At 39.5% G+C, this 26,160-nt stretch carries 18 protein-coding genes and 1 pseudogene; 14 read left to right on the top strand and 5 right to left on the bottom strand.

Annotated elements, in window-relative coordinates; all coding sequences use genetic code 11:
- The 7 genes and pseudogenes from ACTB00_RS17285 to ACTB00_RS17255 all read left to right on the top strand — a co-directional run.
- A partial coding sequence (locus tag ACTB00_RS17285) for an N-6 DNA methylase (RefSeq protein WP_463301161.1) occupies positions 1-1,208 on the top strand: 1,208 nt, incomplete at its 5' end.
- Positions 1,205-2,782 carry an RNA-binding domain-containing protein gene (locus ACTB00_RS17280; RefSeq protein ID WP_463301160.1) on the top strand — a complete coding sequence of 526 codons (1,578 nt, stop codon included), beginning with the start codon at positions 1,205-1,207 and terminating at the stop codon, positions 2,780-2,782. The genes ACTB00_RS17285 and ACTB00_RS17280, both read left to right, overlap by 4 nt.
- On the top strand, positions 2,779-4,053 hold the full coding sequence (locus ACTB00_RS17275; protein WP_463301159.1) for a restriction endonuclease subunit S: 1,275 nt from the start codon (positions 2,779-2,781) through the stop codon (positions 4,051-4,053). The genes ACTB00_RS17280 and ACTB00_RS17275 overlap by 4 nt, the downstream gene beginning before the upstream one ends.
- Positions 4,053-5,603 (top strand): annotated as a pseudogene (locus ACTB00_RS17270) (AAA family ATPase). Before ACTB00_RS17275 ends, ACTB00_RS17270 begins: the two are co-directional and overlap by 1 nt.
- Positions 5,604-5,633: 30 nt before the next feature.
- Positions 5,634-7,820, top strand: a complete 2,187-nt coding sequence (locus ACTB00_RS17265) for an nSTAND3 domain-containing NTPase (RefSeq protein ID WP_463301158.1) — start codon at positions 5,634-5,636, stop codon at positions 7,818-7,820.
- 14 nt (positions 7,821-7,834) lie between these two features.
- Complete coding sequence (locus ACTB00_RS17260) at positions 7,835-11,056, top strand: HsdR family type I site-specific deoxyribonuclease (RefSeq protein ID WP_463301157.1); 3,222 nt, start codon at positions 7,835-7,837, stop codon at positions 11,054-11,056.
- An 18-nt stretch (positions 11,057-11,074) separates the two neighbouring features.
- A complete protein-coding gene (locus ACTB00_RS17255; protein ID WP_463301156.1) occupies positions 11,075-14,365 on the top strand; it encodes a DEAD/DEAH box helicase in 3,291 nt (1,096 codons plus the stop codon).
- Positions 14,366-14,517: 152 nt separating this feature from the next.
- On the opposite strand, the gene ACTB00_RS17250 is transcribed toward ACTB00_RS17255, so the two are convergent.
- The 5 genes from ACTB00_RS17250 to ACTB00_RS17230 all read right to left on the bottom strand — a co-directional run bounded on the left by ACTB00_RS17250 (position 14,518) and on the right by ACTB00_RS17230 (position 18,059).
- The gene (locus tag ACTB00_RS17250; protein ID WP_463301155.1) at positions 14,518-14,967 is read right to left on the bottom strand and encodes a hypothetical protein; all 450 of its coding nucleotides are present in this window, start codon (positions 14,965-14,967) and stop codon (positions 14,518-14,520) included.
- A 7-nt stretch (positions 14,968-14,974) separates the two neighbouring features.
- Positions 14,975-15,949: a zinc dependent phospholipase C family protein gene (locus ACTB00_RS17245; protein WP_463301154.1), complete on the bottom strand. Its 975-nt coding sequence runs from the start codon at positions 15,947-15,949 to the stop codon at positions 14,975-14,977.
- Between the two features lie 22 nt (positions 15,950-15,971).
- Positions 15,972-16,256, bottom strand: coding sequence for a hypothetical protein (locus ACTB00_RS17240; protein ID WP_463301153.1), 285 nt, complete (start codon positions 16,254-16,256; stop codon positions 15,972-15,974).
- Positions 16,257-16,261: 5 nt separating this feature from the next.
- Complete coding sequence (locus ACTB00_RS17235) at positions 16,262-16,969, bottom strand: hypothetical protein (protein WP_463301152.1); 708 nt, start codon at positions 16,967-16,969, stop codon at positions 16,262-16,264.
- Positions 16,970-17,048: 79 nt separating this feature from the next.
- Positions 17,049-18,059: a helix-turn-helix transcriptional regulator gene (locus ACTB00_RS17230; RefSeq protein WP_463301151.1), complete on the bottom strand. Its 1,011-nt coding sequence runs from the start codon at positions 18,057-18,059 to the stop codon at positions 17,049-17,051.
- A 320-nt stretch (positions 18,060-18,379) separates the two neighbouring features.
- On the opposite strand from ACTB00_RS17230, the gene ACTB00_RS17225 reads away from it, so the two are divergent.
- From ACTB00_RS17225 to ACTB00_RS17195, 7 genes are all read left to right on the top strand, one after another.
- Complete coding sequence (locus tag ACTB00_RS17225) at positions 18,380-18,925, top strand: DUF6573 family protein (RefSeq protein ID WP_463301150.1); 546 nt, start codon at positions 18,380-18,382, stop codon at positions 18,923-18,925.
- Between the two features lie 45 nt (positions 18,926-18,970).
- On the top strand, positions 18,971-19,186 hold the full coding sequence (locus ACTB00_RS17220) for a hypothetical protein (RefSeq protein WP_463301149.1): 216 nt from the start codon (positions 18,971-18,973) through the stop codon (positions 19,184-19,186).
- A gap of 280 nt (positions 19,187-19,466) precedes the next feature.
- Positions 19,467-20,510 (top strand): ArdC family protein, encoded by a 1,044-nt coding sequence (locus tag ACTB00_RS17215; RefSeq protein ID WP_463301148.1) that lies wholly within the window; start codon positions 19,467-19,469, stop codon positions 20,508-20,510.
- 54 nt (positions 20,511-20,564) lie between these two features.
- A complete protein-coding gene (locus tag ACTB00_RS17210; RefSeq protein WP_463301147.1) occupies positions 20,565-21,272 on the top strand; it encodes an N-6 DNA methylase in 708 nt (235 codons plus the stop codon).
- Positions 21,273-21,557: 285 nt separating this feature from the next.
- Positions 21,558-21,917: a hypothetical protein gene (locus tag ACTB00_RS17205; protein WP_463301146.1), complete on the top strand. Its 360-nt coding sequence runs from the start codon at positions 21,558-21,560 to the stop codon at positions 21,915-21,917.
- A 209-nt stretch (positions 21,918-22,126) separates the two neighbouring features.
- Positions 22,127-24,211, top strand: a complete 2,085-nt coding sequence (locus ACTB00_RS17200; protein ID WP_463301145.1) for an ATP-dependent nuclease — start codon at positions 22,127-22,129, stop codon at positions 24,209-24,211.
- A complete protein-coding gene (locus ACTB00_RS17195) occupies positions 24,193-26,121 on the top strand; it encodes a UvrD-helicase domain-containing protein (RefSeq protein WP_463301144.1) in 1,929 nt (642 codons plus the stop codon). The genes ACTB00_RS17200 and ACTB00_RS17195 overlap by 19 nt, the downstream gene beginning before the upstream one ends.
- Positions 26,122-26,160: the final 39 nt, after the last annotated feature.

Here is a 26,160-nt window from a genome sequence, read left to right as displayed (position 1 = left end):
CCATTGAACGGGACAACAGCACCTTAAAAGGCATTTTGCCCAAAGTTTACGGACGACAAAATCTCGATGTTCAATCCCTGGGCGGGTTGATCGACACCATTGGAACCATTGCTCTCGGCGATAAGAAATCAAAAAGTCAGGATGTTCTTGGGCGTGTTTATGAATATTTCTTGGGACAGTTTGCTTTGGCCGAAGGGCAAAAGGGCGGACAGTTTTACACACCCGAAAGTATTGTCCGACTTTTAGTAGAGATGCTTCAACCATACAAAGGACGGGTTTATGACCCTTGTTGCGGCTCCGGAGGAATGTTCGTTCAGTCTGAAAAATTTATTGAAAGTCACCAAGGACGGCTGGACGATATTTCGGTTTACGGACAGGAAAGCAACCAGACCACCTACCGTTTGTGCCGGATGAACTTGGCCATTCGTGGCATCGATGGCTCCAACATCAAATGGAACACCGAAGGTTCGTTTCTGAACAATGCCCATAAAGACCTGAAAGCCGATTACATCATCGCCAACCCTCCGTTCAATGTGAGCGACTGGAGTGGCGAATTGTTGCGCGATGATGCCCGCTGGCAATATGGCACTCCGCCTTCCGGAAACGCAAACTTTGCCTGGGTGCAACATTTCCTGTATCACCTGAAACCCGATGGCGGGCATGCCGGTTTTGTTTTGGCCAACGGATCGTTAAGTTCCAATACGGGCGGCGAAGGGGCTATCCGGCAAAAACTGGTTGAAAACGACTTGGTGGAATGCATTGTCATGCTTCCGAAAGCCTTGTTTTTTAACACCGGCATTCCGGCCTGTTTGTGGTTTTTGCGCCGGGGAAAGAAGCAACGCCGTGGAGAAGTGTTGTTTATTGATGCTTCGGAACTGGGTTATATGATCGACCGCAAGAACAGGGCTTTTGCGCCCGAAGACATTAACCGCGTGGCAGATACTTACCACAACTGGCTCAATAGCGAAGAGGTTTATGAGGATGAAAAAGGTTTTTGCAAATCGGCCAGCCTGACGGATATTCAGAAGCACAAGTTTGTGCTCACACCGGGGCGTTACGTGGGCATCCCCGATGAGGAAGATGACGGCATACCGTTTCAGGAAAAAGTAGATAAGCTTACTGCCCGCTTACGTGAACAAATGGAACAAGCCCAACAGCTTGATCAGGAAATCAAAACCCAACTGGCAAAGATTGGCATAGAATTATGAAACTGACTGAGCAAATAGGAAAAGGCGAAAGCAAAACGCTCGAATTAAAAGAAGCTTTGCCCAAAAACGAAAACATCGCCAAAACCGTGGTTGCCTTCTCCAATACCAGCGGAGGTAAACTGATTATTGGCGTAAACGATCAAAGGGAAATTATCGGCATTGAAGACAACGAGCTGTTTGATATGCAGGATAAAATTGCCTCGATTATTGCCGACAGTTGCTCTCCGGGAATCCTGCCCGAGATTTACAGCGTAAACATCGAAGGCAAACTGGTATTAGTGATTGAAGTGGTACGGGGCAATTTAAAACCCTACTTTCTGAAAAGCCAGGGTAAAGCCGATGGTACTTACATTCGCATCGGGGCCACCAACCGGCCTGCTGATTTGGATACGATTGCTGAACTGGAGCGACAAAAACGACACATTAGTTTTGACGAAGAAATCTGCTATGATGCGACGTTTGACCAGCTCGACATTTCTCCAATTCTGCAACGGTTTGAAAACATTGGCAAACCGCTGACGGAGGATAAACTCAGAAACCTGAAACTGATTAAATCAGAAAACGGCACAGATTACCCCACCAATGCGCTGATGATATTGCTCGGTAAGTTTTCGCATTGTACGGTCAAGTGTGCCCGGTTTAAGGGGACGACCATGGATGTTTTTACGGACAAGAAAGAGTACGGTGGCGACATTTTTACCATCCTTGAAAACACCCAAAGTTTTGTATTAAACCACATTAACCTGAAAGCGGAAATTAAGGGACTGTACCGGGATGAAACCTACGAAATTCCGGTGGTGGCGCTGCGCGAAAGCTTGACCAATGCCTTAATCCACCGCGACTACGTGAACCAGGGCCGGGACATTAAGGTGGGGGTTTACGATGATATTGTAAACATCGTGTCCCCGGGCAGTTTACCCAGCAACATTACCATGGAAGACATTTTTAACGGACGCAGCGAAGCGCGTAACCGGGTCATTGCCCATGTTTTTAAGGAATTGGGCCTGATTGAACAATGGGGAAGCGGAATAAGCCGGATTATCAATGCCTGCAAGGAACAGGGTTTGCCAACTCCTAAAATTGAAGAGAAGAATGATTTTTTTGACGTAGAGCTTATTCGTCCGCGAACGATTACGGATGATTATGAACGATTAGCGGATGATAAACAGCCCGAGTTGAACACAGAGAAGCCCGAGTTGCAGCCCGAGTTAAAAAATGTACAGCCTGAGTTACAGCAGGAGTTCAAAGACTGGATAGAACTGGGACTTGAGAAAGAACAGTTAGAGTTGCAGCAGGAGTTCAAAAACAGACAGCCTGAGTTGCAGCCCGAGTCATTATATGCAAACTTAGTTCTCAGGCTGGCAGAAAGCAACTTGTCAAAACAAGAGTTAGCCGATGCGCTCGGTCTCAAAAGTATCTCGGGTCATTTAAAAATGGTAATCAACAAGCTGTTGGACGACCGATTAATTGAATGGACGATACCCGAAAAGCCCAACAGCCCGAAACAAAAGTACATGCTTACCAAACGGGGATTGGCTTTTTATACTTTGGTAAGAAAGGAAGGTGATAAATGAGTGAGTGGATAGAAACAAAAATAGATGCACTAACAACTGACATCATTGATTGCGTAAATAAAACTGCACCTAAAGTGCCATATGAGACTCCTTACAAAATGATTAGGACGACCAATGTGAAAGATGGGAGATTGGATGTAAGTGAAGTGAATTTTGTAGAGGAGGGTGTCTTTAAGAAATGGACAAGAAGAGGATTGCTTGAGAAAAATGACATTCTACTAACCAGAGAAGCTCCTTTGGGTGAAGTTGCACGAATTACTAATGAAAAAAATTACTTTCTAGGTCAACGAATAATGATGTATAGACCTGACCCACAAAAAGTAGACCCTGACTTCCTTTTTTATGCCATGCTTGGACGTGAAGTGAAACATCAGATTAAAGCTTTTGGTATGGGCTCAACTGTTGAGCACATGAGAGTCCCTGATTGTTCAGAAATTGTAATTAAGCATCCTAAAGACACCGAAGAACAAAGTTGTATTGGTAAAACTCTATCAAACCTCGACCAAAAAATCACCCTTCTCCGCCAGCAAAACCAAACGCTGGAAGAAGTGGCGCAAACCCTGTTTAAGCGCTGGTTTGTGGAGTTTGAATTTCCCAATGAAAATGGCGAGCCCTATAAAAGCTCCGGCGGCAAAATGGTTGAAAGTGAATTGGGGGAAATTCCGGAGGGGTGGAGAGTAGGAGTATTAAGTGATATTATTGAGTTAACAGGAGGAGGGACCCCAAAAACTACAATCGAAGCATATTGGGGTGGAGATATATGTTGGTATTCCGTAGTTGATGTTCCTAGCGATGGAGACTGTTTTGTTGTCGACACTGAAAAGAAAATTACGCAGAAAGGCCTTGAAAATTCATCAACAAAGCTACTACGAAAAGGAACGACGATCATAAGTGCGAGAGGCACTGTTGGAAAGTTAGCAATAACAGGATTAGCAATGGCCATGAATCAATCGTGCTATGGAGTAAATGGCAAGAATAGTTATGGCGATTTTACAACATTTTTCCAATTAAACTATGCGTTGAAGGTGTTAAAGCGAAGGGTTCATGGTGCTGTTTTTGATACGATAACAAAGGCAACATTCGATGGAATTGAAATAAGTATTTCAACACCAGAGACTTTGATGGCGTTTGAAGTTACGATTAAACCAATAATGAAAAAAATACTTTGTAATGTAAATGAAATCCAAACCCTTACCCAATTACGCGACACTTTGTTGCCAAAGTTAATGAGTGGGGAGTTGCGGGTAAAAAATCAGATAAAACTTGGATAATGAAAATTGAAAAGGTGACGATTAAAAATTTTCGTGGTTATAAAGACGAAACCACAATTGCAATAGACGACTTAACAGTATTTGTTGGCAAAAATGACATGGGCAAATCTACTATTCTTGAGGCACTTGATATTTTTTTTAATGGGAAAAATGCCATTGCCAAAATTGAAAAAGATGATGTAAATGCAGCCAACCGGATGAATGGAGAATGTGATATCATTCTTGGCGTTACTTTTTCAGATTTACCATTAAACATTGTACTGGATGACACGAATGAAACGACCTTATCTAGCGAATATTTGGTCAATACCGATGGTCGGTTAGAGATTATCAAGTTGTTTCCTAATGGTGGATCAGAAAAGGTATTTTTCAATGCTCTGCACCCAACGAATAAAAATTGTGAAGATCTACTTCTAAAAAAACGGCCGGAACTCCAGAAAATAGTGAAGGAGAATGAAATTGAGTGTGAAAATCGCACCATAAATGCGGAACTTCGAAAAGCTATTTGGAATCACTTTCAAGAAAATTTGAATTTGCAGGAGATTTATATAGATGCGAATAAAATAAGTGAAAAGGACCTCTGGGAAAAGCTGAAGAACTATATGCCACTTTACGCCCTATTCCAATCGGACAGAAAAAATAGCGATGGAGATAGTGAGGTTCAAGACCCAATGAAATTGGCAGTTCGTGAAATCTTATCAGCTCCGAATATCGTTCAATAGTTTGATGAAATTGCTCGAACCGTTGAAACAAAATTGAGAGAAGTGGCTGGAACTACGCTAGAGAAACTGAGAGAAATGAATCCAGACATCGCAGATCAACTAAGCCCTGTAATTCCATCGTCTGATGCGCTGAAATGGAACGACGTTTTCAAAAATGTTACAATCACCAGTGATGATGATATTCCATTCAATAAGCGTGGAAGCGGTGTTAAACGTCTTATTCTAATTAATTTTTTCCGGGCCGAAGCTGAGAGACGGAAAATTGAACGCTACGTTCCAGATGTTATTTATGCCATTGAGGAGCCCGAAACATCTCAGCATCCAGATCACCAACGAAAACTAATAAAGGCATTAATTGAGTTGTCAGGCCTGGGTAGTACGCAAGTGATAATAACGACACATAGCCCTTCCGTTGTTAAGGAATTGAACTTTGGTAGCTTGAGATTATTGCAAAAGAATGGTGAAGGAGTAGAGGTGAAAGATGTAGAACCTCAAGCTCTTTCGTTCCCTTCCTTAAATGAGATCAATTTTATTGCGTTTGATGTTGTTCCAGAAGAATATCATAGCGAGCTCTACGAAAAATTAAAAGAATTATATGACGAGAGGGAGGAGAGAAACGCAAATGTAAAACAGTTTGACATAGCCTTTTTTCATCAGGAAAAAGGAGAAGTTTTATCAAGTCCGTGGAAAGGTAATCCCAATAGTGCAACAATCCATACGTTTATTAGGAATCAAATTCATCATAGAGGAGAAAATGGAGTGGCATCAGAAACAGACCTGCTGGCTTCTATAAGAAGTATACGAGAGTTTATATTGGGGTGGAATTAGGTCACTTCTAAATATTGAATTGAAATAATTATGACGAATTACGATTTTTCAACATTAAATAGTAGCGATCTTGAAAATCTGGTTTGTGAATTATTGAACGCAGAACAAAAAGACGGATCATCTGTGAAATATCGAACATTTAAAGAAGGAAAGGATCAGGGAATAGATTTTCTGTATTCTACTGATGAGGAGAAGTATGAGCACGTGGGACAGGTGAAGCATTACCTCAAATCAGGGTATGCAAAAATGTTTAGAACTTTGAAAGACACAGAAGTTGCAAAGGTTAAAAAGTTAAAGCCATCTAGATATATCTTGGCCACGTCCGTCGCACTAAGTGCGGCTAATGGACGCGACATCCAAACTCTTTTTACACCTTACATTCGGAACCTTTCTGATATTTATGGGCAAGATGATTTAAATAGACTGTTATCAGTACATCAAACCATTGAGAAGTCTAATTATAAGCTGTGGTTTTCCTCTAGTTCTGTTTTGGAGGCAATATTGAATTCAAATTTGTCCTTTAGAGCCAAAAGCTTTGTGGAAAATGAACTGACAGCAGACATTGCAAAGTTTGAAATTACTCCCTACTTTGACGAGGCTAAAGAAAAGCTTGAGAAGTTCAGCATCGTAATAATCACAGGAGATCCGGGAACAGGGAAGACTGCGTTGGCAGAAATGCTGATCTATGGATTTATAAAAAATGGCTATGAGCTTAGCTTTGTTATAGATGATGTTTTCGATGCAGAAAGACAGCTAAGGCCTGACGACTCAAAACAAGTAATCTATTTTGATGATTTTCTAGGAAGTAATGAAGAGGAGAGAAAAAAAGCGCTATCAGTAGAAGCGAGACTTTTGCGGTTAATTACTCAAGTAAAAAAACTCGAAAATAAAGTACTAATACTTACAGCTCGAAGTAATTTGATAGCAAAAGTGATTAGTGAGTCAGAGAAGCTCCAGATGAGAAGGCAAATGCTTGAAGAATCTACAATGAGGCTAGAAAGATACACTGAAAAGGTTAAAGAGAAAATCTTTCATAATCATTTGGATGTATCTAGATTGCCGGCAGATTACGAAATTGTACTCCGAAAGATTGCTGGACACATAGTTAGACACAGGAATTTTTCTCCTCGGATAATCGAATTCATAACAGACTCGTATCAGATGAAGAAGATTTTGATAGATGATTACATGAAGTTTGTGAAGACTTCATTGGATTCTCCAATTGCTTTGTGGGAGCATGTCTATCTTAATCAGATCAATGGATATGAACGGTTGGTTTTACAAACTCTTTTTACATTCGGAAATTTCACCTCAATTAAACAACTCGAAGTCGCTTTTAATCGGAGAATCGAGATAGAAAATCGAGATAGGGGTTTGCAAATACCTTCTCACTGTTTTCTGAGAGCTACAAGAAGTCTAAACAACGGCCTCGTCTCTATTAAAGGTAATAGGGTTTCTTTTATAAATCCCTCAATAGCAGATTTTGTCAAGTCTTATCTTCAAAACGATTACTCTGAATTGACCTTTATATTTAAGAGTGTGTTGTTGTCTGATCAATTAAATGAGAGGTTGTTGAAGCTAAATGGGAACAAGATTCCAGAAGAGCTACAGGGAAGATTAGTAGAGGATTATAGATTATTCTTACCGAAGAATCATAGGGATGAGGATTTAATTCGGATGGCGTTGTTTATTAACAAACATATTCGGATTACCAATGTAGAGCATATCCTGTACCAAATTTTAGATCAAGTAAACGATTGGGAGTCGTTAGTTAAAGATATATCATTGAATAAGTATTTCATAGATTTTGTCAATAGTATAGATTATAGTTCAACTCTTCATGAGCTGATCAATAAAAATATCGGAGAGATTATTAATGACAGTATTCAAGGTCTTTATGAAACAGACGAAGTTCTTGATCTTTTAGGGAAATTTGGAAGCAGTTTTGATTTGGAGGGGCTGGTTGATTCTGGCTCAGTCGGTCATATTGTGATGCTTTTTGAAGGTGAAATTGATGATGCGGTTGAGGATATGCGGGAGACAATTCTCACAGAAGGAGACGATTTTGGCTATATTTCTAAAATCAAGAGCAAAATAGAAGATTTTCAAGAATATGGAATATTCGTTAATCCAAGTTTTAAAGCCTATAATTCCGTAGACTGGAATGAAGTTGCTTGGATTAATTATATGAGCTATCAGGCAGAAAAGGATGACTAGTTAACTAATAGAACATGACCAAACTAACTGAAAACGACATCGAACTTTGGGCCATTGAGGAGCTCGAAAACCTGGGATGGAAATACCTGAATGGCTCGATAATCGCTCCTGATGGCGTACATCCTGAGCGGAATTCTTTCAATGATGTCGTGTTAAGAGGACGTTTGCAGGAAGCCATTACCCGGAACAATCCGGATATTCCGCACGATGCCCAGCAGGAAGCCATAAAAATTGTTCAGCGTGTCGCATCGCCCGAGCTCATGGTCAACAACCTCCGGTTTCATGAGTTGCTTACCGAGGGCGTTCCGGTCGAATATCGTAAAAATGGTATTCAACGTGGAGACCGGGTACGGTTGGTCAATTTCGAAAATCCAAGCCAAAATGATTTCCTGGTGGTCAACCAGTTTACCATCATTGAAAACAACAATAACAAACGCCCCGATCTCATCCTGTTTGTCAATGGTTTGCCCCTGGTGATTTTTGAACTAAAAAATGCGGTGGACGAGAATGCCACCCTGCATTCAGCCTACAAACAAATTCAAACCTACAAGGACACTATTCCAAGCCTGTTCACCTACAATACCTTTTGTGTATTGTCGGATGGCGCCAATGCGAAAGCCGGTTCCTTGTCGGCTGGTTTTTCACGCTACCTGGCCTGGAAAACCAGCGATGGCATGACCGAAGCCTCCCCGCTCAACAGCCAACTGGAAGTGTTGATTAAAGGCCTGCTCAACCAAACTACCTTGCTGGATTATATTCGTCATTTTATTGTTTTTGAAGAGTCAAAGCATGTCGATGCCAAAGGGATCGCCACCATCCAACCCGTTAAGAAAGTAGCGGCTTATCACCAGTATTACGCCGTAAACAAGGCCATTGAATCGGTGCAAAAAGCATCGTCAGCCAATGGCGACCGTAAAGGTGGCGTTGTTTGGCACACCCAGGGAAGCGGCAAGTCGCTATCGATGGTATTTTTCAGCGGCAAACTGGTGCTTCAGCTCAATAATCCAACCGTTGTGGTCATTACCGACCGCAATGATTTGGATGACCAGTTGTTCGACACCTTCGCTTCGTCGAAACAATTGCTTCGTCAGGTTCCGGTGCAAGCCAACAGCCGGCAGCATTTAAAAGAGCTGCTAAAAGTAGCCTCTGGTGGAATCGTGTTTGCCACCATCCAAAAGTTTCAGCCCGAAGATGGAACCAATGTGTACGAACAATTGTCTGACCGCACCAACATTGTCGTGCTGGCCGATGAAGCCCACCGCACCCAGTATGGTTTCAAGCCCAAAAGCATGGAGGTGAAAGATGAAAAGGGAGAAGTGATTGGCCACCGCCTGGTGTATGGTTTTGCCAAATACATGCGCGATGCCCTGCCGAATGCCACTTACCTTGGTTTTACAGGCACGCCGGTCGAATCAACCGATGTCAACACCCCGGCCGTATTTGGTCACTATGTCGATATTTACGACATTGCACAGGCCGTTGAAGATGGGGCCACGGTTCCTATTTATTACGAAAGCCGCTTGGTAAAAATCAACCTTTCGGAAGAAGGTAAACAATTGATTGAGGAACTGGACGAAGAACTGGCAAGCGATGAGCTGACCGATACCCAAAAGGCCAAGGCCAAATGGACGAAGGTTGAAGCCATTGTTGGCAGCCCGGCCCGCCTAAAGAAAATTGCCGAAGACATTATTTTTCATTACGAAGAGCGGACCAACAGCGGAATTGAAGGCAAGGCCATGATTGTGACGATGAGCCGCCAGATAGCTGTTGATCTTTACAAAGAAATCACCGCGATTCGTCCGCATTGGCACGGCGACAATTTGGACCAGGGAGTGATCAAGGTGGTGATGACCGCGGCTTCATCGGATGGTCCGGAAATGATGAAGCACCACACCACCAAAGAACAACGCCGGACCCTGGCCGACCGCATGAAAGACAACACCGATGCCTTAAAACTGGTGATTGTAAGAGATATGTGGCTCACCGGCTTTGATGCACCGAGCATGCACACGCTGTACATCGACAAGCCGATGAAAGGCCATAACCTGATGCAGGCCATTGCCCGGGTGAACCGCGTGTACAAAGATAAGCCGGGCGGTTTGGTGGTCGATTATCTGGGAATTGCTTCCGACTTAAAGAAAGCCCTGTCTTTCTACGCAGAAAGTGGTGGTAAGGGCGATCCTGCCAAAACACAGGAAGAAGCTGTTCAGCTGATGCTGGAGAAACTGGAAGTGGTGGCGCAGATGTTCTCAGAAAAAACCAGCCTGCGTGAACCGGAATTTATGATGGCCGCCGACCCCAAAATACCTTATGGCAAGGGCTTCGCTTACGAGGAGTATTTTGATGCAACAGTCAAACAAAAATTGGAAATCATACTTTCGGCCGTTGAATATATTCTCAGTCTGAAGGATGGCAAAAACCGATATGTGCGCGAAGTGACAGCGCTTTCGAAAGCTTTTGCGATTGCTTTGCCCCATGAGGAGGCGATGGACGTTAAGGATGAAATCGCATTCTTTCAGGCAGTGAAAGCACGCCTGGTGAAATTTGACTCCGGCAGTTCCCAGAATGGCGGCAAAAGCGATTACGAAATTGAAACAGCCATCAAGCAAGTGGTTGATCAGGCCATCGTATCGGAACAGGTCGTTGATATTTTCGATGCTGCAGGTATCCGGAGGCCCGAATTGTCGGTCCTCGATGATGAATTTCTGGAAGAGATGCGTGACATGAAGCACAAGAACCTGGCACTGGAGGTGCTTAAAAAGCTGCTGAATGATGAAATAAAAATCAGGGCAAAACACAACATTGTCCAAAGCCGCAGCCTGATGGAAATGCTGGAATCGTCGATTAAGCGTTACCAGAATAACTTAATCACCGCTGCTGAGATTATCCAGGAGATGATCGACCTGGCCAAGGAGATCAAAGAGGCCGACAAACGGGGCGAAAAGATGGGATTGTCGCGGGATGAACTGGCTTTTTACGACGCCGTAGCCAACAACCAAAGCGCCAAAGATTTGCTGGGCGATGAGATTTTACTCAAGCTCGCGCGGGTATTGGTTGAGCGGGTAAGGGCAAATGCCACCATCGACTGGACCGTCAAGGAATCGGTGAAGAAAAAGCTGAAAGTTATCGTAAAACGCACCCTGCGTCAATATGGCTATCCACCCGACATGCAAAAACTGGCTACCGAAATTGTACTCCAACAAGCCGAGGCTTTAGCGGAGTTTTGGAGTGTGTGAAACTAAAAAATTAAGCATATGCAAAGCCTATTCCCAAACGAAAATGTAGTTGTTAGTTTCGATAAAACTGTTACCAATAACCTAAAAGGAAATAAAATTTCATACCATATAGGTATTGAGAGTGGCGTGATTGAGCGATATCGTGGCTCTGGATATAATGGATTCACTTTTAAATCTAACAATGGAAGGACTTATTTTTTGTCTACTTTGAAGAAAAAGTACCCTTTAAACTATGACGCTGCATTTTATATAGACAGAAATGAACTTTCTGATACTTCAATTGAAACACTTGCACATTGTTCTAAAAAGACCTTATACATAAACATACCAGACAAAAGAGAAATTGCGAATTCTTGGTATGGAGCCTTTCAATATCGGAAGGAGGATAAAGATGATGATGGAAATATAATTGAGTACGGGTTGCGCCCCCCGCAAATTGGTGCACTACATTCAATTCAAGCTCATTGGAGCATTTCGAATAAAACAGCAATGGTTGTAATGCCAACAGGAACCGGCAAGACAGAAACAATGCTTTGCCTTACTATCGCTGAACAATGTAGTGGACTACTTGTGATTGTTCCTTCTGATTCCTTGAGAAATCAAATTTCAGAAAAATTCGTTACGTTGGGAATTTTAAAGAATCCTAAATTTAGGATTGCAGCATACGAAAGTCTTAACCCAAAAGTTTGTACTCTTTACAGTGGATTAAAAGATTTAAATGACGCAAAAGAAATATTCACATCCAGTGTAATTGTCTCAACACCACAGCTAATAAGTGGGATTTTAACAAGTGAAGGGGAGTTTAAAGAAGCATTACTAAATTGGTGCAATTATTTAGTAATTGATGAAGCTCATCATAGCCAAGCTGCAACATGGAAAAATATAAAACAACAGCTAGAAATAAAAGGTAAAAAAGTGCTACTGTTTACCGCCACCCCATTCCGAAATGATAAAAAGCGACTTCTTGGGGATATAATCTATAATTACCCATTATCTCTTGCTCAGAGGGACAACTATTATAAAAAAATAGATTTCCATCCAATTCTGGAGTTTAATAATCAGCTAGCAGATGAAAAAATAGCAGAAAAGGCAGTTGAACTTTTATTGAAAGACAGGGAAAATGGGTATGACCATCTTTTAATGGCCCGGGTAGATAAACAGGAAGAAGCAGAACGAATCTTCAATGAAATATACTCAAAATATGAAGATTTAAATCCAGTATTTATACATAGTGGAATAAAATCTAATCGAGAAAAAAAAGCAATCCTCGAAAGGATTAAAAACGCAGTGCATAAAATTATTATTTGCGTAGATATGCTTGGAGAAGGTTTTGACCTTCCTCAGCTTAAAATATGTGCCATGCATGATCTACATAAAAATATCACTACATCATTTCAATTTTTTGGAAGATTTACCAGGGAATCCGATTTAAAGTTGGGGAATGCAAAAATTGTTGCCAACATCACGGACACAAAACTTAAAGGTACATTACGAAAGCTATACCAGAAAGATTCAGATTGGGATAGTATCATCAGACATTCTAATGAAGATGTTATTCAGGGAATAATTGACGAAGAAAACTTTTTTAAGAATTTCTCGGATGTGCAAATCCCAAATAAAATTCCATTTCGAAACATTACACCGGCAATGAGTACTGTAGTGTTTCGATTATATGATTCCGAGATCAAATGGACTCCTGAGAATCACTCCAAGTATTTTCCTGAGAACATATATGAAACAGCAACTATTGAACATGGAGAACACAATCTACTTGTGATAATTGCAAAAAAAAACAAACCTGTTGATTGGGGTAAAATTGAAGATTTGGTAAATTGTGACTATGACCTTTACATTGTTTATCTTAATCCTGAGACAAAACTACTTTTCATCAATAGTTCTAATAATGGCTCAACTCATAACAAGCTTGCTGATGCTGTTTGTGGAACTATTAGCGAATTGTTCTGCGAAGCAAATATTTATCGTTGTCTTGATGGAATCTTTCAATTAGAGCTTTTTAACCTTGGGCTTAAATCGGTTCTAAACGGGCCAATTAGTTTCACGATGTATGCAGGAAATGGGATTGTAAGTGGGCTGGATGAACTCGACAACAATAAAACCAGCTCTAATTTATTTGGAGTAGGCTATGAAAATGGAGAAAAGGTCACTATTGGTTGCTCCTCCAAAGGAAGAATCTGGACTAAATTGGTTAAATCAATTCCTGATTTTTGTGATTGGTGTAATGAAATGGGGGGAAAACTTTTAGATGAGTCAATAAATACTGAAGATATATTCAAATTTATCCAGAAACCCGAACGCCGTACAACACTATATGATGACAAACAGCCGATTTCAATAAAATGGGATGAAGAGTTTTATCGATATCCCTCTAGATTTGAATATAGGAATTTCCCTTTGGTTGATTTTCCTATCAATTATGTGGATAAAACCCAAGATACGATCTCCTTTTCTGTTAATGTAGAGGGGATTGAGACGACATACAAATTAACTCTATTGGATGATGAAAATTCAAGAGGGTTTAAATACGATCTTATTAGTGGTTATCCTTTAAAAGTACAGCGTGCAAAGAAAGATGAAGACTTACTGGACTTATTCTTGGAGTTTCCTCCTGTAATCTGGTTCCATGATAATTCAAAAATGCATAACAACATATTTTTCCCATTTAAAGGGAATATCACAATATTCGATGTAAATAAGATTATTCCATTAAGTTGGCAGGGCGTTGATATTAGAAAAGAATCTCAAAAGAAAGAAAAGCGTGCAGATTCTATACAATACAACATGCTCCAAAGATTAAAATCAGATGCAGAATATAGCATCATTTTTGATGACGATGATGCCAATGAAGCAAGCGATATTATTACTATAAAAACATTTGATTCTCCCGATAGAAGAGTACTCTTTGAATTATATCACTGTAAATATTCAAGTAAATTAGAGAGTGGTGGACGATTAAAAGATTTGTATGAGGTATGTGGTCAAGCACAAAGAAGCTTTCATTGGAAGCACTACACCGTTGAACTGATTAAACACATGTTAAGGAGGGAGGAAAAAAGAATTAATCAAGGTAATAACTCTCGTTTTGAAAAAGGTGGTGACAATGATATTCTAACAATTTTGAACATGCTCACTTCTGGTTATTGCCAAGCCGATTTTAATATATACGTTGTTCAGCCCGGCATCTCAAAATCGGACATCATAAAGGAAACTGAACATTTAAAACTTCTCGGTGCAACAGACCTTCTTCTAAAGAAAACAGGGAATGAGTTTTATGTGATTTCTGACAGTTAAAAAAAAGATCAAACTAAATATTAGTTGTTTTGCTTTTATGTAATCTTCTTCTATCTCTCCCTGAATATATGGATTGCCAATTGAAAATGACATTAAGCCAGGCCGGAGCCATGTGTGAGTCCTGAAAGGTGTGATGCGTATTTCATTTCGTATTATTGGGGTCTGAATCCCGAACTACCGATGAAATCTACTAGATTCGGAACTTTGTCGTTAGGTCCTATTTGTTTTATCGAATCGGTAAATGCCGAATCTGCCATATCATATAATACCACGCCGAAATCCTTAGAATAAAGAGCGATAAGGAAAGAATTCTTTTGAGCAAGAAAAAGATGCTTGTCTGACTTTTGGATTAACTCTGATAAACCTCTATCGGATACACTCTCATTTTCTTTTAGTAATTTGAGGTAATGATCGTACGTTAAACCAGATAAATCCCCTTTGTAGGTGCCAAAAAGCAACAGCTTTCCTCGAAGTTTCACGTTTGCTGAAGATAAATCTGTGACAAATTCCTCCAGCTCTTTATTCTCGGTCTTTGGTTGTGCATAACTGCAAGAACCCAATAACCAAATCGCAATTATCAATAAAATATAACTTTTTTTCATTTTTATTTTAGTCGTTGTTATTCCAAAATGAAGGTATCGTATTTAAATCATTGGCTGGTAAAAGTCTACCAGTATCGAGATTAATAGCAGGAATATCATCTTCACTGAGAGCCGGCCCATCTTCAAATACAAACCTAAATGCCTGTTGAGCAAGAGCCACAAATCGTTTGTAGTATTGCGGAATACAATCTTTGAAATAATCAATCTCATTAACTTCTAAAAAATTGGTTTCCCGATCTTTTGGTTTTTCTAATTTGACAGCTCTTTCACGATTAATGTCTTCCCGGTTTCTGAAAGTAAAGGTGTTTGCCTTCAAATTCCTGTAAAACCGTGGGTGGTCCCCTTCCGCAACTTCAAACATACGATGAAGTCCTTTGATCCAACCCAGAATCTTATCCTCCGTATAGTGTTGTCCGTATACAGCGTTGATCAAATCACTAAAGGCCAATACTATCTCATTTTTGAACTTCAAGTTCAAGAAATTTTCGATTTCATCATGAATATTAGTATAATTCAATTCGGAGGCAAAACCTGAGCCTGCAGTAAGTTCCTCGAAGAATAGAACGTCTAATTGCATCTCCAACGAGCGATGTTCCGCTTGGTTTTCATTATACTCACCAACTTTGTCCCGGACGAAAGGATGGATTATTCCATCAGCGAGAACATGCGAAATATATCCGAGAAAGAAGGAAAACATATGATAAAGAATCTCATCATCAAGCTGTCCTTTGAGTTCTTTCAACCTTACAAGCGATTGCAAAGGCAACTGATTTGTTAACTTATAATGAAAGTCATCGGCCAACGAGCTCTCGTTGGCGAAAATGAAGTCATTATCGGCAATACTGGCGTACGGTAAATCAGGAGCAACTGAACCTACCTGGAACGAATCAGCAGCAAAGGCGAGAATATTCTTTAAATCGCCATCTTCAAATTTGTCTTGTAACTTCTTGGTTAATAAGATATGGGTTAATCCACTGGCCATAGCTTTTTTATTTTTATAAGTATTATAGCAGAGAGGCAAATTGAGGCACTTTTCTAGCAATTTTGACTGCTATTTCCCCCAATCCTTTAATGTTCTCAATCAACTCTGCCTGGCTTAGGTTCTCTTTTGAGGCTTGCTCGACGACCTTAATTAAGTCCAAATAGATTTGCGCATCAGAAGTTCCCGGTGTAAGGGCGTTGATTTCTGATCTCGAGAGGCCACGCAAATGGTCTAGTTCTTTTTTGTATTTGCCATCGAATGCGGAATCCGCTTCTGCAAATTGTTTGGTAAATCTGTTTTCTCCCATTGTACTCATTTTTTACTAGTTATTTCTTTGATTTGATTGCTCACTTTTTCTAGTTGCTGAAATGCATCATCACTTTGTATATCAATTTTCTTTGCCGCCTGGGTCACTTTGCCAATTTCTGTTGATAATTTCAATAATGAATCAGTTATGCGGATATCAGCACCTTCCAATCCGATTTTCGAGAGCGCTAACTGCTGACCTTCTTTTAGTTTTCTGATTGATTGTAAATAGGCTGTAATCGATGAATTGGCATAAATGGCATTTTCATAGGATTGATTTACTGCTTTTAGAATTTCAGTTTCTTGATTTTTTAATGGGGATAGCAAATCGTTACGCTTACTTTCTATCTGGGTTCTTGCTGCTTCTTGAAACTCCATCATGACATTTATAGCATCATTGGCTTCTTTCTGTCCTTCCTTTTTACCTGCAAGTTCTATCGTGCCATATAAAGACGCTTCTCCTTCCTGATAGCTTGCAAGCTCCGATTTTAAGACGTAGTGTATGACAAATGGAGCATACGTCTCATCAACGAACGAATTGATCTCGTCTTTCATTTTTACAAAATAAATGTGGACTGCGTTTACATGGGAATTGTGGAGGACTTTCAAATCATCACCCAGGGTTTGAGATAGGGTCACCACCTCTTTAGGAATTGAGGCACATGCCGACAATATCAGCAATGCGCTTGCTATAATCACATTTTGAATCTTCATAATTTGTTCTTTCAATACAATATTCACGTTACAAAGAAAATCAGGCATCACGCAATGGAACTTCGCGATAGGTTTTTTTTTAGGATTCTTGGTATTGTTCGAATATCTGCCTCGATTTAACCTTTAAACTATCGATAATTTCTTGGGGAGAAATGACTTTAACGCTATTGCCATACCCGAGAATTCGTTCATAAAACTCCCAAGTTGGGATGACTTTTACTGAGATCCGAAATTCCTGTTCTGTGTCAACCAAGTTTTTTTGTGTATGATGGATCTTTAGCGTTTTTAAATAATTGCCTTGCAACGGCGTAAAAGACAGAATGACTTCTATTGGTTCGTCCTCTGTAACAGTAATACCAAATGAATAAGCAAAATGTTGGTCAAAGTCATATTCTTCAGGTATAAATTTTTCTTCAAGGATTCGTAAAGCAAGCATTCTGTCCAACGCATAAACAGTCGTTGGTTTAACATGGACTTCGTTCCTTCCCACGATGTACCACCTATGACTATCTTCCTTTAATAAATATGGTTGTAGCTTTACCACTTTGGGGAAAGAGTCTTCAAATTTCTTATATTCAAATTCAATAACTTTATTGGTGTCAAGCGCGTGAACGATAGTAGGAATTAGTTCACTTCCTGTTAATCTTGGAGGCGGTTCAGTTTGGACAACAGATCTGGCCTGCTCAACATTCGAAATACCTTTTCTGATTGTGACAGCATCGATGACTTTTTCAATCGCATTGGTAAAATCTTTGAATACTTCGTATTCCCGATATTGATTAATGGTTCTGGCGTAAAAACTTAAAGCATTGATGTCGCCTTCTCGTAATCCAAAAGCTTTTATCGTATAGGTTCGGTCGGCATAATAATAAGCTTTCTTTGTTTTATTGTATTGAATAGGCGCTTCATAGCCCAAAAGAGGATCATCCCTCATGGCATTGATATCCTCGTTGATCATCCTTTCTGAAACGTTGATTGATAATTCGTTTTCAATGATTTCTTTCAACTCTTTGGTCTTCACCCAGTCTTTCCGTCCTAATTCTCTATCAATAATCTGGTACCTGCCAAAAGGGTGTTTCGATTTTGCCATAGCGTTTAGTTGAGATTGCTGATTTTCATCTAGCAATCTTACAAAAAAATAGTCATCTTTTGATTGAGAATTTTTATCAGTTTAGAATAACCCTCTTTATTTTATATGGAAATATGCAAGCGCATTGCTGGCAGTTCTTTTTGCTTTTAACGCTTGATTTTGAAATAGGAGATTCTTGTTATACTCAAATTTCCGACAAATTTATTGATCGCTTCCCAGAACGGTAAAGGGGCGGTTGCTTTTCGTGGCAACCGTCCTTCGGATGCGTTCAGCTTTTCCCTTTTCCAAATCGCACATGCTATCCGCACGGAAAACCAGACATGCACCCCGTTGACCTCATCCGGGATAGCTCAATGTCAGTGCGCCAAAAATCTAAGTTTAACGGCGTGCCAGATGCCATTATAAGTCCGCAGGGCAAGCGGCGATCCATTATGAATGATTTCAAGAATTTGAAACCGATCTCAGTTTACTCCACCAAACAAGCCGTCGATGATGGTTTTTTAATTCAAGTTGACCAGAAAGTTTCAATGGAAGCAGGGATCCGTCATCCGGTTTACCTGACCCGCGCAGTTTGGGATAAATATGTTGAAGTTCCTAAAGGTATGGAAGTTTATCAGGATCAAGCTGGTCGATTATGGGATGTGCTGTTCATGTTTGCCTTTTTCGCCAGGAAGGAATCTTCTTCTCACTTGCTTTTTAAGTTATTGGTTCAACTGCTGGATACTGGTGATTGGGAGCAGAACGAAAAAGTTGCAGAAAGATCGACCCGGCTGTTGCGCGAAGTTACTCTAAAGGCCTTGATAACCGCGCGGGACTTTGATGACCCATCGCCAGCGATTTTCATTATGAAACCGTTTGAAGATTAACCAATTCTGATGATTGTTGTCAGAATAAAATGATAGGAGGTATTGATGATGAGATACAAAGATGATCCAAGACAAATTGCGGTACGTTATCCAAGCTATTGCGAAAAATGCCAGATTCGTTTGCCTCGCGGCACGGTAGCCTATTACTGGCCACGAACCCGCACGCTGCTATGTTCTGATTGCGGAGAACCGGAATACCGCAGTTTTCTTTCGGCTGCGGCCGATGAAGATGCTTTGACTAGACAAGGCAATCCATTTTAAATGAAAAAGGGCTTAGCCCTTTTTTTTGTTCATTTCGATCAAACCTGAACAGGTGAATCGAATAAGTTACTTAATAACACAATACAAAACATCCCAGATTTCGAATAGAAGGTATTGCTTATTACACTCAAATTTCCGACAAAGTTATTAATCGCTTCCCGGAACGGTAAAGGGGAACTCGCTTTTCGTGGCTCGTTTCCTTCGGATGCGTTCAGTTTTTGCTTTGATAATTGTCAAGAAGATATTAATTCAGAGAACAAACAGGTGGGCAAAAACTGACATGCACCCCGTTGACCTGATCCGAGAGAGCTCAATGTGGTACGTCAAAAATTTAAGTTTAACGGCGTGCCAGATAAATCCGGCTACTGACGGATGCCAAAATAAGTCCGAAAGGCATCGGCGCTTTCCCATGAATTCTTCATTCGACATTTACGAAATGGTTACCAACCTGATTATCGAACGTCTTGAAAAAGGTGTCATTCCTTGGCAAATGCCTTGGAAAGCAGAAACCGATTTTCCACAGAACCTGGTTTATAAGAAGGTGTATCGTGGATTTAACTTCTGGTTCCTGCTGACCGTTGCTGATAGGTTTGGATCTCCGTTTTTTCTCACCTTCAAGCAAGTGAAGGAATTTGGAGGGCATGTCTTGAGAGGAGAAAAAGGATTTCCGGTTGTGTTCTGGAAACTAATAGACAAGGAAGACAAAGACGGCAGTATTGATAGAATCCCGTTTCTCCGGTATTACACGGTTTTCAATCTGAAACAAACCGAAGGTATCGACGAAAGTAAAATTCCATCGGCTGAAGCTTACGATCATGATTTTGACCCGATCGGCCAGGCCGAGCAGTTGATCGAGTACTGGTCTGATTGTCCCGATATCAAGCTTGACCAATCTCATGCCTTCTTCTCACCTTTAGGGGACTATATCGGGATGCCAAACCCACGCGCTTTTTTTCAGGATGAACAATTTTACAACGTTTTGTACCATGAAGCAGTCCACGCAACCGGGCACATCAACCGGACAGGCAGACATGAAAAACTCCCAGACCATAAATTCGGTTCACAGGATTACAGCCAGGAAGAACTGGTGGCTGAATTAGGAGCAGCCTACCTGTGCCATATTACCGGTATCCAAAATGCCACGATCGATAACAGTGCTGCATACATTAAAAGCTGGATCGGAAAGTTCAAGGAAGATAAAAAGATGTTGTTGACAGCTTCGTCCCAGGCACAAAAAGCCGTGGACTATATCCTGGAGCATCAGTCCAGCCCGAACCGGCCTGCAAGCGCAAGCCAGGCGGGGCAATTGGCGGAGGCGGTTTAGCCTTCGCCCTTTTTATTCCAGAAAACCATAGTTGAACAATTAAAATCAAATAATATGAACCAGTTAAAGAGTTTTTCCTGTTATATCCTACAGATCGGCCATATGTATGGTCTGCATTCAGTGTTTGAAGAGTTCCTGGAAATGGCGGTCTGCGCCTTGTCCTTAGGTGCAAAAGAAGACCGTTACCTTGAGATTGTGCGGAACTATGAAAAACCGGATGCTTACCTGATGTCCGAAGCTTTTGGAGCATTGGTAATGGAAATGGACAACGGTGGAAAAGGTTTAAAAGACTGCTTCGGGGACTTTTATATGGAATATATTAGCCACGGGCACAATGGGCAGTTTTTTACCCCGGAACCGGTATGTGATCTGATGGCCAGGATTTCGAACCCTTCAGGGGTTGGCGAACGGGTGGCAGATTGTTGCTGCGGATCTGGTCGGATGTTGCTAGCCGCAGCAAAGATTAGTCGGGATTCACTGTTCTTTGGGGCAGACATTGACCGGATGTGTGCGATGATGTGTTTGATCAACCTATGCCTGAATGGACTCCTTGGCGAAGTCTGCTGGATGGACACGCTAATGAACCGTTTTTATGCAGGATGGGGAATCGAACTTCACCCGGAACATTGTGTCCCATACATCAGGGAAATATCAGAAACCGAAAGTTATATGGTTTTGAAACTACCGGATAAGAAACAGGAAATCGTTGATAAACAGGTTACGAAATTAGGAGTATCTCAGCAGTTGTTGTTCGAATTCTAGGGGCAGTGCCCCTTTTTTGTTCGTTTTCAGTATTTTGAAAGGTAAAACCACTCCATTTAAAATTGCCGCAAAGTTATTGATCGCTTCACGGAAACGTCAAGGGCGGCCCTTGGCCAATAAATCCAATGCTTCGCCGCACTTCGTGTTCGGTCAGCTTTTTGCTCCCGGCAAAAACCAGACGTTCACCCTTGACAAGAATCCGCGATAGCTCAATATCCGGTTACGCCGAAATTTTAACCGGCGTGCCAGATGCCATAAAAAACCTCCAGGGCAGGAGTAAAATCTATGACAATTACAGCTAAAAAAGTTAATGCTGAAAGTAATGGACAAAACAAAGCTTCTTTGGGAGTAGTGAAAAAAGAGGAAAAAGTAACCGCTGAAGTTCCTTCTTTGGAAAAACGCATCCAAAAAGTGGAAGACTTGAGCATGCTCATTGAAAAGTGGCGCAAGTTAACGGAAACCCGCAGGAACCTCCAGACCTTTTCGTTAGGTGCTGACGGAATGGGGGCAACGATTTTCCTCCGGGACGCTTCCGGCAAGGAGTTCAAGACTTCTAATACCCCTGTTGTCTCAGCCGTGATGGAGGAGATCAAATCAACCTTGGATGAAAAAGTCAAAGAAGTTGAAGAAAAGATCAAGTTCTAAAAAGAGAGAGGCGAAATGCCTCTTTTTTTTGTCGTTGATACAATAATTGATTTGCAACTTAAAAAATGTTTTTAACAAAAGTTTATTAATTTTAGGTGGATTATAATTCGAGGCATATAACAGTATAATATCACCAAAAGTAAAGTGCAAATAAGGATATCCGACAATAGGCTATGTTTCAAGATAGTGCTTTCGTATAAACCCTAACTATGATGAAAATATTTAAAATTCAAGTAGAGAATTATAGACTTTTAAAAGATTTCTCAATAGATATTGAAGAAGAGTTATCTCTAGTCATTGGGAAAAATAACACAGGAAAAACGTCGCTGTTGCTTGTATTAGAAAAGTTTTTGAATTCTCCAAATAGCTTCAAATTTGATGATTTTAATATCGAATTTAAAAAAGAAATTAAAGAACTTCTTGAGGCAGGTTTAATCGCTGAAGAAGAATACAAGCCAAAGTCAATAAAACTGAAGATTTTTATCGGATATGGCGAAGATGATGACTTATCCAATATCAGTCGAGTAATGATGGATTTGGATCCTGAAAACAATGTTATTGTTCTTGGATTTGAATTCGCCCTCCATTTTGCAAATTATGAGCGAATGAAAAGCGAGTTAATTGCATTCAATGAAAAGGAAGCGCAGAAGAAAGCGGAAAATGGCAGTTATAAAGAAAAAAATACTTGGAATTTCATTGAGCAGCATTTGAGCTTTTTCAAACCCAGAAGATATTCCTTTGAGTATATTAGAGAAGAAAATCAAGCTGATGAAAATGTATTTGTCGATTTAGATGATGAAAAAATTAGTGTCAAAGACATTATTTCTTTTAAATATATAAGCGCTAGGAGGGACGTAACAAATAAAGAAGCAGATAAAACCTTATCTGGTCAAACTTCTCAAATTTATGAAAGAACGGAAGAAAATGATGAGCAATCAAAAGCCATAGAAGATTTTAAAGACCAACTAATTGAGACTGATGATAATTTGAGTAGTATCTATACAAGCCTTTTTGAAGACATCGTAAAAAAGGTCGAGCTTTTCGGTGGAATTAAACCGAATGAATCTGAAATTAAAATAATTTCTTCACTACAGCATAGAAATTTATTAATAGGAAACACCACTGTTATATATAACCATGATGCAGATAATCAACTACCTGAATATTATAATGGATTGGGGTATATGAACCTTATCAGTATGATTTTCGAAATTGAAATTAAGCGGCAGGAATTCAAAGGAGATAAAAACAAAAAGCCATCAGATATTAATTTGTTGTTTATTGAAGAACCGGAAGCTCACACCCATCCTCAAATGCAATATGTATTTATTAAAAATATCAAAAGTTTACTTAAGGATGGAATCGCAAGGGAAGATGGACAAAATAGGAAATTACAATATATAATTAGTACACATTCTTCACATATAGTTGCTGATAGTGAATTTGATGATATCAAATATCTGAAAAAGATTAGCCTGAACAATGTAATTGCAAAAAGCTTAAGAGAACTGAGCCTTGAATATGAAGAAGCTCCCAACCAGTATCAATTTTTAAAACAATACTTAACGATTAGTAGAGCCGAAATTTTCTTTGCGGATAAAGCCGTTCTAATTGAGGGAGATACTGAAAGAATACTTCTTCCCACAATGATGAAAAAGATCGATATTGAAGAGAAACAAAGGCACCACGAATCTGGGGAGAATGATCCATTCTTGCCTTTACTATCACAAAATATTTCAATTATTGAAGTTGGTGCTTATTCTCAAATATTTGAGAAATTTATAGAGTTTTTAGGCATAAAATCGTTAATAATAACCGATTTAGACGCTGTTGATGCCGACGGTGAAAAATGTGGGGTACAGAATGGAGTCAGTTTTTCAAATACTGCTCTTTCATTCTTTTTTAATAATAAAACCTTAGATGATTTAAAAGGATATGATCTCAATAGTAAGATACTCAAAAAAGGTGATGGAATCTGGGCAAATGATCCAGAGGGAAACCTATTAGTTGTTTATCAAACTAATGAGAACGGTTATAATGCGAGAAGTTTTGAAGACTCCTTTATTCATTTGAACAAAGAATTTGTGAGAACTAATAAGGATGATTTCAAAGGACTAAAAAATAGAAACTACTTTGATAATGATGCAAGGAACGCATATTCCCTAGCAAATGAGTGCATTAAAAAGAAAACTCATTTTGCTCTAGATATCTTGTTTTTTAGTAATGCAAATCTGAGTAACTGGCAAATACCTAAATATATTAAAGAAGGATTGTTATGGTTGAAGGAAGATTAGCATTAGAACCAGAGGTTCAAGAAATATTTAAGCACATCGACAATGGACAGAACTTTCTGTTGAGTGGCGGTGCTGGAAGTGGAAAAACCTATTCTTTGGTTCAGGTTATTAAACAAGTCATAGAAGAAAATCCAACTTCGAAAGTTGCATGCATGACATATACAAATGCAGCAGTTAAAGAAATTGAAGAACGTGTAAACCACAATAATTTGAATGTCTCAACAATTCATGATTTTCTCTGGGACAACATAAAACACTTTCAGAAAGAGTTAAGAACGACAATTATAGCCCTTGCTAACGATGAAGCAATTAGCAGAATAAAAATTGACGGTTTAGAAATAGTTCCAGGTGATTATTTTGATAACCTTGAAGACAAAATCCAATACAAAGAATATGTAAGGATAAGAGAAGGGATTATCTCTCATGATGAACTTCTACTTGTTGCGGAGTATATGTTTGAGCATTATCCCAAACTGAGTGATATTATTAAAGATAAGTACCGATTTATACTTATCGATGAATATCAGGATACCAATAAAGCGGTTATTGAGTCTTTTTTAACTCACTTTGCTCAAAGTAGGAAGAGAAGTATTATTGGTTTTTTTGGAGATGCGATGCAGTCTATTTATGACAATGGAATTGGAAATTTAAATGCGTACAAAGGTAACGAAGACGGAGAAGTAAGAGAGGTTAAGAAGGAACAAAACAGAAGAAATCCGCAGCGTGTAATTGATTTGGCAAACAAGTTAAGAACTGACGGAATAAAGCAAACACCGTCGGACGATAAATTTGCTCCAAACATGTTCAATGGTGAGATAAAAGAGGGGAATGTTTTATTCCTGTATTCAGATAACGACAGTATTGAAAATATTAAGATTTATCTGACAGAGAAAGAAGGATGGAATTTTAACAATTCCAAAGAAACAAAGGAATTAAATCTCACTCACAACCTAATTGCAGATAAAGCAGGCTTTAGGATTCTTATGGATATCTATGATAAAGATAAGATTCTTGAGTACCGGCAAAGAGTGAAAAGTTATATAAAAGACAATAATATTGATTTGGATTTTTCAGAGATGACTTTCGGTGAAGTTATTGAGGTGCTAAAGCAAGGAAAATCAGGAAGGGCATTAAATGCTGTATTACCTACAAGAACAATGGAGACTTTTATCGATGAAAATCCTGAATTATATAACGCGGCTTTAAATTATAACTATTCGTTATTTTCGAGGGTTTATGTGGACAAAGACCAATTGTTAGATGATAAAAAACAAGATGAAGAAGACGAAAATAAAAAGGGGTCAAAGCGGGATGATTTGATTAAGCATTTATACAAAATTCAAAGAAACATCTATTTATACCAGAATAAGCAATTCAACGAGTTTTTGAGAGTCACAGATTATAGAACTAATGTAAAGTCATTAGAGGATAAAAGAAATCTCAAAAAAAATATAGAAGAATTAATTGATGTTGGAGATAAGACAATTGAAACAATAATCAACGAGGCAAATGAAAAAGGAATCTGTTTAGTTGATGAGAGATTGGAGCGTTTTATAAGCGAAAAGCAATATGTGTATGATAGAGTAAAATCCGTTCCTTTTTCTGAATTTCAAAAATTGTATGACTACCTAGAGGGAAAAACTCCGTTTTCAACACAACACAAAACGAAAGGTACAGAGTTTAATAATGTGTTGATGATTCTTGATAACGGTGGATGGCGAAATTATAATTTTGAGAATCTCTTTACAGGAGAAGGTTCTGAAAGCGTTTTGGAACGCTCTCAAAAAATTTTCTATGTGTGTTGTACTAGAGCGAAAGAGAATTTGGCTGTATTCTATTACAATCCGTCAGAGGTGGTCATCGAAAAAGCATTAGAATGGTTTGGTGAAGATAATGTCAAAAAAATATGAGGCAACCGAGACGCTAATTTCAAAAAAATCATAAAAGTT

This window comes from Sunxiuqinia sp. (assembly GCF_055140945.1).
The sequence above is the reverse complement of the archived record's forward strand: the minus strand, read 5'-3'. Positions and strand labels throughout refer to the sequence as shown.

Coding starts and splice junctions, on each gene's coding strand:
- ACTB00_RS17280 (WP_463301160.1), top strand. CDS start 1,205: ATGAAACTGACTGAGCAAATAGGAAAAGGCGAAAGCAAAACGCTCGAA.
- ACTB00_RS17275 (WP_463301159.1), top strand. CDS start 2,779: ATGAGTGAGTGGATAGAAACAAAAATAGATGCACTAACAACTGACATC.
- ACTB00_RS17265 (WP_463301158.1), top strand. CDS start 5,634: ATGACGAATTACGATTTTTCAACATTAAATAGTAGCGATCTTGAAAAT.
- ACTB00_RS17260 (WP_463301157.1), top strand. CDS start 7,835: ATGACCAAACTAACTGAAAACGACATCGAACTTTGGGCCATTGAGGAG.
- ACTB00_RS17255 (WP_463301156.1), top strand. CDS start 11,075: ATGCAAAGCCTATTCCCAAACGAAAATGTAGTTGTTAGTTTCGATAAA.
- ACTB00_RS17250 (WP_463301155.1), bottom strand. CDS start 14,967: ATGAAAAAAAGTTATATTTTATTGATAATTGCGATTTGGTTATTGGGT.
- ACTB00_RS17245 (WP_463301154.1), bottom strand. CDS start 15,949: ATGGCCAGTGGATTAACCCATATCTTATTAACCAAGAAGTTACAAGAC.
- ACTB00_RS17240 (WP_463301153.1), bottom strand. CDS start 16,256: ATGGGAGAAAACAGATTTACCAAACAATTTGCAGAAGCGGATTCCGCA.
- ACTB00_RS17235 (WP_463301152.1), bottom strand. CDS start 16,969: ATGAAGATTCAAAATGTGATTATAGCAAGCGCATTGCTGATATTGTCG.
- ACTB00_RS17230 (WP_463301151.1), bottom strand. CDS start 18,059: ATGGCAAAATCGAAACACCCTTTTGGCAGGTACCAGATTATTGATAGA.
- ACTB00_RS17225 (WP_463301150.1), top strand. CDS start 18,380: ATGCACCCCGTTGACCTCATCCGGGATAGCTCAATGTCAGTGCGCCAA.
- ACTB00_RS17220 (WP_463301149.1), top strand. CDS start 18,971: ATGATGAGATACAAAGATGATCCAAGACAAATTGCGGTACGTTATCCA.
- ACTB00_RS17215 (WP_463301148.1), top strand. CDS start 19,467: ATGCACCCCGTTGACCTGATCCGAGAGAGCTCAATGTGGTACGTCAAA.
- ACTB00_RS17210 (WP_463301147.1), top strand. CDS start 20,565: ATGAACCAGTTAAAGAGTTTTTCCTGTTATATCCTACAGATCGGCCAT.
- ACTB00_RS17205 (WP_463301146.1), top strand. CDS start 21,558: ATGACAATTACAGCTAAAAAAGTTAATGCTGAAAGTAATGGACAAAAC.
- ACTB00_RS17200 (WP_463301145.1), top strand. CDS start 22,127: ATGATGAAAATATTTAAAATTCAAGTAGAGAATTATAGACTTTTAAAA.
- ACTB00_RS17195 (WP_463301144.1), top strand. CDS start 24,193: ATGGTTGAAGGAAGATTAGCATTAGAACCAGAGGTTCAAGAAATATTT.